Genomic DNA, 12,362 nt, shown 5'->3' on the forward strand with positions numbered 1-12,362 from the left:
TTTTAACGTAGACGCGGAGCAGTTTGCCGCAGGCTACCGCAAAGGACGCATACTCCTACGGAGAAGCAAGCTACGCCCAGCGTCTCGTAAGAGTTGGACTCAAAGGAAGAGAAGGAATAGAAGTTTGACTGAACTGTATTGAGACAAAACCCACGGAGGTGGGTTTCCAATTTCTTGAGTTCGCGCAGGCGGACTTGGTTTGTGTAGTCGCCATTTCTAATCGCCAAGTATATTTGCTCAATAGTTATATTTTTCGTTTTGTTTATTAAAGTAGCTTATTCAAATTAAAAAAATGCCCTTAGTCCTTGCGGATATTTCCAGTAATTATTAATGCTTCTCATATCATGAAAAATATTTTATCAAAGAATCACATTCAAATATCAAAAATATTCCTGTGGATACCTATTTTCCAGGAACAAGTTGAAAAAACTCAGTATCAGTCGCCAAAACAACGTTTAAGAATAGCAAGCAAACAGCTAGGAAATAACACAATAGAAAACAGTCTGGCTGTAATTAATGATTTAGAGCAAATTGCCCATAATCATCCACAGTACCACTGGATAATCATAGATATTCTGAGTAATTTTGTACGAAAAAATGCTCCTTATATTCCCGAAGAGAAAGTAACGAGCAATTTGTCAACAAAAGTTCGTATAGATATTCAAGCCGCGTTGACTGTTATCGCCAGAAGAGATGTAAACAAAGATCCAGAAAATGAGCAACTTGATTTGAGCTTCACAGACATGAGAGGAGCAAATTTAAATGGGGCGAATCTACAACAGACAAATCTTTATCAAGCTAATCTTGCTGGAGCTAATCTTAGAGAAGCTAATCTAGCGGGAGCAATACTTAGTGCAGCGAACTTAGAAGGAGCTAACTTGTATCTAGCCAACTTAGAAGGAGCAATCCTCAGTGCAGCCAATCTAGAGAGAGTTAACTTTTCTGGAGCTAACCTGCATCGTGCCAGTTTATATCTAGCTAGATTGGATGGGGCAATTTTAAATGATGCCATACTTGATGGAGCAAACCTCAGAGAAACCAAATTCTCTAACTAAAATACTAATATCATATCCGCTTGATTAATTTTCCTAACTACCCATTCTTATTTTCAGTGTAATCCGTAATTATTGTACTGCAAGGGTTTCATTGATTTGAAATGGGTGGTTTATAAGAAGAATTCAGAACTCAGAAGTCAGAATTCAGTATGAGTTCTTACGATTGGGTAATGAATATTGGTTAACAGCGAGTGGAATGGTGTCTCGTTACTAGTATTAAATATACTGCCTTAAAACTCTATTCCTTTATGGGTAGAGTATTCACCAATTCTGAATTATGATTCCTGGTTTATTTATGCCGTAATCTACAAGTATATTCGATATTATTCCGTAGTTCAACAAGTGTCTTGACACCTATTATAATTTTCTGCTAGATGCTATACTATTTTTCCCCAACATCTAAGTAATAATTCTAGGTTGTAAGGAAAATTTTTACCATGTCTTCTAAAAAGACAGACCCTCTGTTGAATTGGTTGATCGCCATAACACTTATATTTGGTTTCTCATTGACTGTAATTTTCTTTGTCTTGTCCAGTATTAAAGAATTGTCAATTCAGGAAAAAATCCAGTATAGAAACCAAGCTTTAACAACTACTGCAATAGTTTTTCTCGCATCGGCAGCAATGTTTAATACCTATTATGCAGCAAGGCGTGCCCAAGCGATGCAAAAGAGTGCGATCGCATCTGAGAAAAACTTAGAAATTGGCCTGCAAAATGCCAAACTCAATCAAGACAGATTGATTGCAGAGCGCTTTATGGGCGCGATTGCCCAGCTTGGGCATGAAAAGGTTGAAACCCGCACAGGTGCAATTTATGCTCTAGAAAGAGTTGCTCAGGATTTTCCTCAAGAACACTGGACAATTATGGAAATTCTCACTGCCTTTGTGCGAGAGAATGCACCTATTCAGCACGTAAAAGCAGAGCAACAAAACCCCGAATCTCAAGGAGCAGTTTATTCAAGTAGGCGTAGAGGTGGGTCGCGTCCGACACCAGAGGTAGAGCAAAATCTTCATGAAGAATTGCCAAAAATACGCACTGATATTCAAGCAGCTCTGAGTGTTATTGGCAGACGTAATTTACTCGAAGACCCAAAAGATCAGAAACTTGATTTACGTAACACTGACATTAGACAAGCAGACCTACTAAAAACTAACCTGCAACAAGCTGACCTGCGTGGGGCTGACTTGAGTGGGGCTGACTTACGTGGGGCTGACTTGAGTGGAGCAGACCTTAGTGGCGCTAAACTCATTAGGTCGATTCTTTATGAAACCAAATTACTAAAAGCTAGTTTATATGGAGCTAACCTTTGTTGGGCTAACCTCAATCGTACCAACCTCTCTGGAGCAAATCTACGTTCAGCTAATCTCTCTGGAGCAAGTCTGCGTGCAGCTAATTTACAGGGAGCGAACCTTTATAAAGCTAACTTGCAACAAGCGACTTTAAAAGTCGCGAATCTTTCTGGAGCAAAGTTGTTTTTAGCTAACTTGCAAGGAGCAAAATTGGGTAAAGCCAACCTACAGCAAACGGGTTTGATTGGTGCTAACCTCTGTGGGGCGAACTTAAATGGAGCTAATCTTTCTGGGGCTAATTTGAATGCAGCTAAACTCCACCAAACAGAAGTCTATTTTGCCAACCTCTCAGAAGCTAGTTTAACGGAAGCTGATTTGTATCAGGCTAACCTCATTGGAGCAAACTTGTATAGGGCAACCTTTTATCAAGCTAATCTAACTCAGGCAAACTTGATGGGAGCTAACTTTTCACAGACTAACCTAAGTGATGTCAAACTGGAAGGAACGATTTTGACAGGAGCGAAAAACTTAGAGTTGCAGCAGATTAGAGATGCACTTGGCGATCGCACCACTCGTCTACCTGATTATATCGAAGCACCGACACATTGGCGGCAGTCTGGTTAAGTTATCACAGCATCATTAGTTATTTGGGCGTATTCTACCATTTTCCCTTAATGCTATAGTTTTTACCAAAAGTCTCCGTAACAATTATGGAGATGAGGAAGATGAAATCTATGTCTGATAACAACACACATATACTGAGAAATTTATTTATTGGATTATTTATCGAAAAACAAGAAATAGATGAGAGTAAATTGCATCACAAGCATGATTAGGCAAAACCTGTAAATCCTCTCCCTTGCTCCCTGCACCCTGCTCCCCTGCCGCCTCAATATGCAAACTATAATCAAAACAGCGGCGTTGCATAATAGAGAGATGAATTGAGGTCATCTACTGTGCAATGTCCATACTGCGGCTCTACAGAAATCAGAAAGAATGGGAAACGTAAAGGTAAACAAAATCACATTTGTACTCATTGCAATCGCCAATTTATTGATGTATACGATCAGCCAAAAGGATATTCAGAAGAACTAAAACAAGAATGCTTAAAAATCTACCTTAACGGCATGGGTTTTCGTGGTATTGAACGAGTTAAAGGCGTACACCATACTACGATCATCTATTGGGTCAAACAACTAGGAGAGAAGCTGCCAGATGTACCAAAAGAAGATATGATTCCAGAAGTTGCAGAACTGGATGAATTAGAGACATTCATCGGCTCAAAAAAAACAAAATTTGGTTGTGGACAGCAGTAAATCACTTTACTCAAGGTATTTTAGCTTGGGTTTTAGGAGACCATAGTTCTGAAACTTTTAAGCCACTTTGGGAAATTGTTGAACAGTGGAAAAGCTATTTTTATGTGACCAATGGCTGGAAGGTTTACCCAAGTTTTATCCCCGATGGAGACCAAATTGTGAGTAAAACATATATGACACGGATGGAAAATGAAAATACTCGGTTACGTCATTATCTTGCACGCCTTCACCGCAAAACTTTATGCTATTCCAAATCAGAACAAATGCTGAGATACTCGATTAAATTATTACTTCATTATTTAAAGTATAAAATTATACCAACATAAATTAATTCATCCCTTCATTCAGCAATGCCCAGACTTGCTAAAAGTTGTTGAGAAAACGCAACCAGTGCATTTGTATAAGTTGTAAATAGGATTTTAGGTTTTTCGATTCCGTTGGCTTGGAGGATTTCTACCAACGCACGAACACGGTAAAGTGCAACGGTACTTTTTCCCGTACCAGGGCCACCTTTTAGCAGTGTAGGGCCAGAAGCGTTGATTGCCCAACTGACGAACTTTTCTTGTTCGGGATTGAGTTTGAGTAAAAATCCCAGCAACTCACCTTCAGTGAAGCGCAATAAATCATCAGTGCTACCTGTAATAAAGCTGGGTTGGTTAAGAACTTGGTCAAAATTGGGTTCAGCGATACAATCAAAAATGCGATCGCACCACTTCCCTGGTAAGTTGACTGCCATTAAATCATCTAATGTCCGACACGCGGTTAATGTTGTCCAATATTCTTCTGGTAGTCGCAACCGGTGAAGCAAATCTTCAGTAATTTCCACGGGTAGCGGGCTTTCTGTGTTGGAGGTATCAGGCAAAACCAAGTTTGGGGTATAAGTTGGTTTTACAGCCAGTAATGCTTCTACATCTGGCAGAGTCCTGATATCAATATCAGTTGTTTCAGCAACTAGCTTATCGCCTTTGTATACATCTTTACGAGCATCTACACCCAGCAAGGCTACCCATTGATCGCCAAAAGTATAAATTATGCGATAGTCACCTGAACGCAAGCGATACACATCACCCTTGTAGCCATGTAATTTCTTCTTTAAATTACCGTGGGGTTTGGGATCGTCGCGCAATACTTCGATTTTTTCTAAAATTTGCACTACGTACTCTTTAGGAATAGCCAAGAGTTGGTTAGTGAAGGTAGGTTTATGGATGATCTCGAAAGTCATTATGGATAAGTATTTATACGTATAAAATATAAGTGTGTTTAAACACTATTAAAAATTATACTCAATCTTCAATGAGGAATGGGAAATTGGTAATGGGTAATGGGATAAAAAACCCTTTTCTCTGCTTTATCCAAATGATTTAAATGCCAGCAAGTTAAACTTTTGCTCATTTTTAAAATGTAATATTTAGTTGAGAACTATAGTAATTTATTATTATAAAAATTTTATTTATTAGCCCAAAAATTATAAAATTGTATTGGATGAAATTTGGGTGTAATTAGTGTCTTTTGATAATGTTTGTAAAATATTAGCAGAGAAATATCCAACGGATTTTGCCCGGTGGCTGCTACCTGATGAACCACAAAAAATAAAAGTATTAAAAACTGAATTAAGCATCGAACCAATTCGAGCGGATTCTGTTACGTTTTTACAAACAGAGAATCGGATTTTGCATCTAGAATTTCAAACAACAGCAAAATCTGAAACTCCCATTCCCTTACGAATGTTGGATTACTTTGTCAGGTTAGTGCGACAGTATGATGTTCCAATAACGCAAGTAGTGATTTTTTTACAAGAGACAAGTAACGAAATCGCTTTTACTGAAGAATATGTGAATGAGATGACACATCACCGCTATCGTGTCGTGAGAATGTGGGAACAAGATTCGGCGTTATTTCTGGATAATCCTGCATTGTTACCGTTAGCACCTTTAACACAGACAGATTCACCCCAAAGGTTATTATCGCAGGTTGCCCAGAGTGTTGCTAGAATCTCAGATATGGAAACTCGGCAGAATATCGCCGCTTACACAGAGATATTAGCAGGTTTAAAGTTTGAGAAGGATTTAATTCAGCAATTTTTAGGAGAGGAAATTATGCAAGAATCTGTAATTTATCAGGATATTTTGCAGAAAGGAGATAAGCAAGGTGAAGAACGTACAATTATACGCCAGCTTAATAGACGGTTTGGCGAAATAGATTCATCATTGATTGATAAAATTAGAGTGCTATCTGTTGAAAAGCTAGATGATTTAGCAGAAGGATTACTAGACTTTTCAGAAGTATCTGATTTAGTAGCTTGGTTAGACGAACAAGAAAGAAATTAATTTCAGGTGTTGATAAACTATAAAGTGATAAAGTCGGAGTTTTTAACTCCGCCTTTTTATATAGTCCGTATTCATATAAATTAAAGCAAATCTAAATTACTTAATATTTTTACAACACTAGAGTATTTATTTTATGGTAACAATGTACTATGTCAATATCTGATCAATTATTAAGTGAAGATTTTATGCAACAGTCAGTCAATGATGAAAATATTTTATATCCAGGTGCGTACCATTTGTTTAATTGTTTAGTTCGTAGTCGTTTTTGTGATATTAGTGAACTTGAGGAAGAAATACCTGGAATATCCGAACGCATTCGCGGATTGAATCTGCAACAGTTAGAAGGATTTGCAATAGCTTTTATGGAATTTACAGATGCAATTGATTTAAAGGTTTGGTTAGATGAATATGAGCATGAAAAGGATTGGGAAAATCGGTTTGTAAAAAAGGTATTTAATTGGTGAAAGAGGGTTCATCTTCCATATTATCAACCTAAAATAAACTCAACTGCCCATTATCATTATCTTGATTTTTAGATTCCGCTTGCGCCTTTTTCTTACCTCCAGATTTACCTTTTTTCTTGCCTTTATCATGTAAACCCTGTGCTACCTCTTCAGCATAGCGTTGGTGATTTAATTCTAATAATCTATCTAGCACTTCTCGCCGTGCTGTTTCGCTGATGGTGAAGCGTAAGCCTTGTTTGGTTTGGTGGAAACCATGAGATAATTCTAAATCTTGCCAACCGTAAGCAGCAGCTACAGCATTATCCATTTCTATGTGCAATTCGCGCAATTGTTGAATATCGGCGGCGGTTTCGTCGGGGTTGTGGAAGCGGTTGTAGGTTTTGGTTAATCCTTCTTGGCGTGTTTGCATGATATTTTGGCGATGGTTGTAGTAGCGATCGCCTATTTCTTCTAGGTTTGCGGTTGATGTGGGGAAAGGGAAAGTTTCAAAGCAGTCTGAGGGAGAATAATTCAGTCGTGTTTCAAGACTTGATGAATATTGTCTAGCCCAACATTCATGAATTGTAGATTGCAATATTGCATATTCATACCAATTCTTTAAAGAAAAAACACAACATCTATGAGCATAAACCCATCCTGTAGGGCAGAATGCAGGTGCAAAATATTGAGTTACTATACATAGGACTAATACTCGTTTTTGGTTTGCGATCGCATTATAGAGTGCTGGTCTTTTTTCTCCATATTGCCACCAATAATCACGATAAACTTTTCTATTATTCTTAGCTCTCTCCGGCTTAATTTTCTCCCTAACAATCTTCAAACAATCAGGATAATCACTTGCATAAGGTCTACCTTTAGGCTTTTTCAAGTCATCATGTTCAGCATCCAAAGGATAATCCTTAAAATTTATCACCCAACGACTCGGTGATTGGTCAGGACGTGAATTCAAATCCTCACCATTCAAATAAGGAAATAAAACATTTTTATTTTTCGCATCTTTTTCAATCAGTGCTTGTATTTCCTCTGGTGTCATCACAAAACCCATCCCCAGCACAATCGAACCTTGAAAAGATTTACTTTGATTTGCTATTAACTTATGTGGATTTCCGATAGCTTTCCCTAGATTTGTTAAAAATGCCGTAATTCCATCAACAATCTTATCATCTAAAACAAACTCACCCAACCAATTACCCTGTCGTAACCACACATAAGCAACTTCTAAACTTGCAATACCCGACCATTTTCTAGTAGGTACTGCACGAGTAATTACACCACTATCAGCAATTAATTGGTCTAACGCAACCTCGCGGGTATCACCTTGGGCTATTGTATTTGTAGCAATTAAGCCAAACCCACCATTAATATTTAATAACTGCTTGGCGTGTAAGAAAAAATAAGCACAAAGGTCAGCACTACCGCGTTTATCATTCGCAATCCATTTAACTAAAAAATCTCGATAAGCTGTACTCAAAGCACCTGTAATTTTTTGTCCACCCATAAACGGGGGATTTCCCACGATCGCATCAAATCCAACCCTCGCCCCCGTCCCCTCTCCCTCTGGGCGAGGGGTGACTTTACTCCCTTTCCCAGAGGGAGAGGGCTGAGGTGAGGGCAAAAACACCTCTGGAAATTCTAACTCCCAATGAAACGGACGCAATTTTTCTAAATCAGGTAAAACTCGTCTATCTTTTTCAGAAATACTCGCACCATCCCGAAACACCGTTAACAGAGTTTGTCGTAATCCTTCCTTTTCTGACTCTGGTAAATTATTAAAATAACTACTAACCAATAAATTACAACCATCGCGTAAATCATTGGCTACAGCCTTCGCTTTTGTTAGCAAGTACTCCTTATGTTTTTGGTCTTCAGTCGTAATTACTGGTTTAGCAGCAATTTGTCGCCGTAATTCAATAATTTGTTCAATATCCCGACGAAGATTTTCACCAATTAACGCCAATGAAACCCTTTCTCTTGTGTCTAAATTCCAATAACGCAACTGTTCCAAACTCACCCCAATCAGCGAATCCCCACACTTCAGGGCATGATCCACAAAGGTAAACGGACGATTCTTTTGCAACGTTATCAACCACAAAGATAACTTCGCCATCTCCACAGCTAAGGGGTTTTTATCCACCCCATACAAACACCTGTCCGCAATTATACGCTGCGCCACTATCAACCGTTCATCCGCATCTTTAGGAATTACACACTCCTCTGGACGCGACTTAGATAAAGTTCCCTCCGGTGCAGTCACCACCTTCCCCGGATTCGCCTTTTCCGCATTTTCCCACGCTTCCACCAACCGTTCCGCCAAATAGCGACAAGTCTGCACCAAAAACGCCCCCGAACCCATTGCCATATCGCAGATTTTCAACTTTAATAACTCTGCTGCTGACTTGAGTTTCCACTGTTCCTTCGGCTTCCCCTCAGCCACACCCTCATACACCAACGGTTCCAAGGTGTAGCACAATTTCTTCCGTCAAACTGCGCGGCGTGTAGTGTGTCCCCGTCTCCCGGCGATCGCTTCCCTGCGTCACATACACGCTTCCCGTAGGAATCACCATCGGATAACCTAAAGTATCTAATCTTACTAACCCAGCAAAAGGCAACACGCGGTTAAATAGTTCCTGGTCATTATTACACGCCGTCAACAAACGTTGTTCCTCATACGCTGTCAACTCTTGCTTTAAAGCTTTCTGCAAAGCAGACTGCGATCGCCCAGCCTCCGCTTTCAGAAATTTAATTAATTCACGCCTAATGTGAATTAGAAAAAAGGCGGGAGAAGTAAGAAGATGAAAGTTACCAGCTTTTCAACTCAGACTTCCCCCATGAATAGCATAGACTTTGGAACGCTATTAACGACAATCTTTGTAGTGGTAGATGATTGGTATCAAAAGCAAGTAAAAAAGACAACGCTCCTAAAACCAGGAGTTAAAGTAAGAATGAGCGATAGTGAAATCATGACACTAGCACTGGTAATGGATTATTTGCCTTTTCCGGGAGAAACACAGTTTCTGGGTTTTATCCGAGGAAATTACTTTGAATGGTTTCCCAATTTACTTGACCAAAGTCAATTCAATCGTCGCTTACGTAAGTTGGATGGAATGTTAGAAAACTTACGCCGTAGTTGGGTAGAGCAATTGGTTGGAGAAAGTGAAAAATATTTCCTTCTCGACACCAAACCATTACCAGTATTAGGACTCAAACGTGACAAGCGACATAGTGATTTTGCCGCAAATGCTACTCCTGGTTGGTGTGCCGCTAGAGAAATGCGTTATTTTGGCTACAAGCTAGTTATGCTGTCAACGTGGAATGGAATCCCCATTGCTTATGATATAGTGCCTGCTAATACAGATAAAAGAATTGCTGCTGATGGTGTTCTGGAGATGGTTAGCGCTAGTGATATTTACGCAGACAAAGGATTTATCTCTGCCGATTGGCAGGCCGCGATGCCTACGGCGGGCTTCGCCTACGCTCGTCGCACTGGTAATCGAATCTGGACACTCAAGCGCGATAACCAGCATCTTCAACATTCTCATGGCTTGAAGCGCTTTATTAGTCGTGTTCGCCAGCGTGTAGAAGGTGTTTTTCACGAAATTCAAAACACTGGCCGTAATCCCGAACGCTTACTCAACAAAACTGTTGATGGCTTTTGTGTACATATTGCAGCCAAGATTGCATCTCATACTCTGCGTTTGTTGCTCCGTCGCCGTTTTGGTATTGATGTTCTCACTTTCCAGTCTCAACCTGTTTAATTCACATTAGGCGTAAATTTCTAAATCTTGATGCTTTCTAACCAGTTCTTTAACCATTTGCTTCTCTGTCTAATATTTACTCACTCCCCCTACCTCCCCATCCTGACAGGTGTAGGTTTTTTACGTGGGTATGAGTATTCACTGCTGAAAGGGAGAGAATGAAACTAGAAACTAGGGATGTATTCTCAAAATGCTGAACAACAAACATCTCAAACAGTGGTCATGCATAGTTTCCGAGCGGATGCCTAACTTGTCAATACCACAGGCCATAGGTTTGGCAACATGGAGCTTTGGTATGGTAATGACAAAATCAAGTAGTCTAACCCAGGTATCTGAGTTCATTGGAGCAGTGAATAATGAAAAACCAAACACAGTCAGGCAAAGACTAAAAGAATGGTATCAGGAGGAAAAAGCCAAAAAAGGGGATAAACGGAGAACACTGGATGTGAGCAGATGCTTTGCATCATTGTTGTTGTGGGTGATTAGTTTACTGCCACAAAATATTCAGCAAATAGCACTGGCAATGGATGCTACGAGTATTGGTGATAAATTTATAGTGCTATCCATTAATATTTTACTGGCAGGATGTGGAATTCCAGTAGCATGGTGTATTGTCAATGCCACTGAACCAGGAAGTTGGAAACCACATTGGCAAAAATTAATCACAGACCTCAAAGATACGATTCCACCAGACCAGAAGGTAATTGTCGCTGCTGACCGGGGATTGTATGCCGATTAGCTCTATTCTCTGATAGTTGCTGCTTGGCATCCTTTTTTACGTATTAACCACCAAGGAACTTATCGTTTACCACATCAGAATCAATGGCAACCATTGGCTGATATTGTTGCCAGTCCAGGATTATTCTGGTCGGGTCAAATAGTCTGCTTCAAAACTAACCCCCTGGAATGCACGTTGTTAGCTCGTTGGGATTTTGGTTATCAAGACCCTTGGTTGATTTTGACTGACCTAGAACCTATGTCTGCTGACGCTATTTGGTATGGTTTACGCCCCTCCACTGAATGTGTTTATCGTGATCTTAAATCTGATGGTTGGCAGTGGCACAATACTCGTCTGCTTGACCCACAACGTGCTGAACGCTTGTGGTTAGCCATCGCTGTCTCTACTCTCTGGATGGTCATGCTTGGTGGAGAAGCGGAAAACCAATTTCCTCCCTCCCACATTGATCAGTTTCCCCAGCGACACGTTGCTAAATCCAAACCCATCGATCTCAAATCACCACGTCGGCTTTCTTGTTTTTTTCTGGGTTTTATCACCCTCATTGCTGATTTACTCAAGGGTTTGTCCATTCATCTTCATCGTTGGAGTTCTTTTCCTCCTACTCCTGTCGATAGCTTTTATTACTCCAACTCCTCCTAGTTGTAAAAAACCTACACCTGTCAGACCTTCCCCCTTACCCTTTTCCCCGCCAAGTCACGAAAGCGAACTACTAGACCCACAACTCGTTTTTATTCGTTCCCTCGGAGAGATTGATTGTTCCGTTAGATGTAGCCAATTCGACTACTGGATTCCCTGGACTCTTACCGCTATCCAAGTCCAAAATGCGGCGGGAATTGATTGATTCTCCAGTGTGGTCAGGGGATTTTGAGTTGTGCCCTGCCTCTCTTTAAGTCGCTTTTATAGGCTCGGTTTCATCGTAGGAACTCCCTATTAGCGCCAGTGTCAACCCGCAACGGTCGTCTGATTGCGCCCAGTTAAGAGCTTCACCCTCCAGAAACCGAGTCTGGTCAGTGTGGGCAGATAAGGAGTCAATTCTGAGTCTGAATGGCAAGACTTGCACTTGCATCTGACCGAGAGTTCAACCCTTTAGTGACAGTAATCTGCTGTCGGGCTGGTTTAGTTATGTACGGACTGATTACCGTGATTCACTAAACAACGAATCGCACGACTTGAAAGAGTCATTTACTATTTGTCCTCCTTGTCTCAATACTTTTCGGATAAACCCAACAATCTCTCTTTTGATCTGGGGAAAGGTTAAAGGGGAAGGGGTAAGGGTTTGAATTTACCTTTACCCTTTCCCCTTTCTCCCAAAACCCGAAAAGTATTGCTCCTTGTCTCCCTTGTCCCTCTTTCATACAAGGCTGTGAAACTTGTTTCATCGGGACTGCCTTTCTTCGGTAATAAGCTGCTAGCTTAG

General features: G+C 40.3%; 11 protein-coding genes. 8 read left to right on the plus strand and 3 right to left on the minus strand.

Features of this window, described 5'->3' with window-relative positions; translation table 11 throughout:
- Positions 1 to 344: 344 nt before the first annotated feature.
- The 3 genes from FD723_RS12010 (at position 345) to FD723_RS12020 (ending at position 3,986) form a co-directional block, all read left to right on the plus strand.
- Positions 345 to 1,055 (plus strand): pentapeptide repeat-containing protein, encoded by a 711-nt coding sequence (locus tag FD723_RS12010; protein WP_179065546.1) that lies wholly within the window; start codon positions 345 to 347, stop codon positions 1,053 to 1,055.
- Between the two features lie 437 nt (positions 1,056 to 1,492).
- A complete protein-coding gene (locus FD723_RS12015; RefSeq protein WP_179065547.1) occupies positions 1,493 to 2,968 on the plus strand; it encodes a pentapeptide repeat-containing protein in 1,476 nt (491 codons plus the stop codon).
- Between the two features lie 332 nt (positions 2,969 to 3,300).
- Positions 3,301 to 3,986, plus strand: a protein-coding gene (locus tag FD723_RS12020; RefSeq protein WP_179065548.1) for an IS1 family transposase whose coding sequence is annotated in 2 segments (ribosomal slippage) — positions 3,301 to 3,640 and positions 3,640 to 3,986 — 687 coding nt in all. Because the reading frame shifts where the segments join, the coding sequence is not laid out codon by codon here.
- A gap of 14 nt (positions 3,987 to 4,000) precedes the next feature.
- Here FD723_RS12020 and FD723_RS12025 read toward each other — a convergent pair.
- Positions 4,001 to 4,882, minus strand: a complete 882-nt coding sequence (locus FD723_RS12025; protein WP_218651813.1) for a type II toxin-antitoxin system RelE/ParE family toxin — start codon at positions 4,880 to 4,882, stop codon at positions 4,001 to 4,003.
- Between the two features lie 280 nt (positions 4,883 to 5,162).
- On the opposite strand from FD723_RS12025, the gene FD723_RS12030 reads away from it, so the two are divergent.
- Both FD723_RS12030 and FD723_RS12035 read left to right on the plus strand, forming a co-directional pair.
- The gene (locus FD723_RS12030) at positions 5,163 to 5,987 is read left to right on the plus strand and encodes a DUF4351 domain-containing protein (protein ID WP_179065549.1); all 825 of its coding nucleotides are present in this window, start codon (positions 5,163 to 5,165) and stop codon (positions 5,985 to 5,987) included.
- A 149-nt stretch (positions 5,988 to 6,136) separates the two neighbouring features.
- Positions 6,137 to 6,451 carry a DUF4351 domain-containing protein gene (locus FD723_RS12035; RefSeq protein WP_179065550.1) on the plus strand — a complete coding sequence of 105 codons (315 nt, stop codon included), beginning with the start codon at positions 6,137 to 6,139 and terminating at the stop codon, positions 6,449 to 6,451.
- Between the two features lie 28 nt (positions 6,452 to 6,479).
- Here FD723_RS12035 and FD723_RS12040 read toward each other — a convergent pair whose 3' ends face one another.
- Both FD723_RS12040 and FD723_RS42695 read right to left on the minus strand, forming a co-directional pair.
- Complete coding sequence (locus tag FD723_RS12040) at positions 6,480 to 8,909, minus strand: Eco57I restriction-modification methylase domain-containing protein (RefSeq protein WP_256875152.1); 2,430 nt, start codon at positions 8,907 to 8,909, stop codon at positions 6,480 to 6,482.
- Positions 8,890 to 9,153, minus strand: a complete 264-nt coding sequence (locus tag FD723_RS42695) for a hypothetical protein (protein ID WP_256875153.1) — start codon at positions 9,151 to 9,153, stop codon at positions 8,890 to 8,892. Before FD723_RS42695 ends, FD723_RS12040 begins: the two co-directional genes overlap by 20 nt.
- Positions 9,154 to 9,243: 90 nt before the next feature.
- Here FD723_RS42695 and FD723_RS12045 point away from each other — a divergent pair, with 90 nt between their 5' ends.
- The 3 genes from FD723_RS12045 to FD723_RS42120 all read left to right on the plus strand — a co-directional run bounded on the left by FD723_RS12045 (position 9,244) and on the right by FD723_RS42120 (position 11,584).
- Positions 9,244 to 10,206, plus strand: a complete 963-nt coding sequence (locus tag FD723_RS12045; RefSeq protein ID WP_256875154.1) for an IS982 family transposase — start codon at positions 9,244 to 9,246, stop codon at positions 10,204 to 10,206.
- Positions 10,207 to 10,396: 190 nt separating this feature from the next.
- Complete coding sequence (locus tag FD723_RS12050) at positions 10,397 to 10,945, plus strand: hypothetical protein (protein WP_179065551.1); 549 nt, start codon at positions 10,397 to 10,399, stop codon at positions 10,943 to 10,945.
- A gap of 93 nt (positions 10,946 to 11,038) precedes the next feature.
- Positions 11,039 to 11,584: a hypothetical protein gene (locus tag FD723_RS42120; RefSeq protein ID WP_218651814.1), complete on the plus strand. Its 546-nt coding sequence runs from the start codon at positions 11,039 to 11,041 to the stop codon at positions 11,582 to 11,584.
- Positions 11,585 to 12,362: the final 778 nt, after the last annotated feature.

This window comes from Nostoc sp. C052 (genome assembly GCF_013393905.1).
GTDB lineage: Bacteria > Cyanobacteriota > Cyanobacteriia > Cyanobacteriales > Nostocaceae > Nostoc.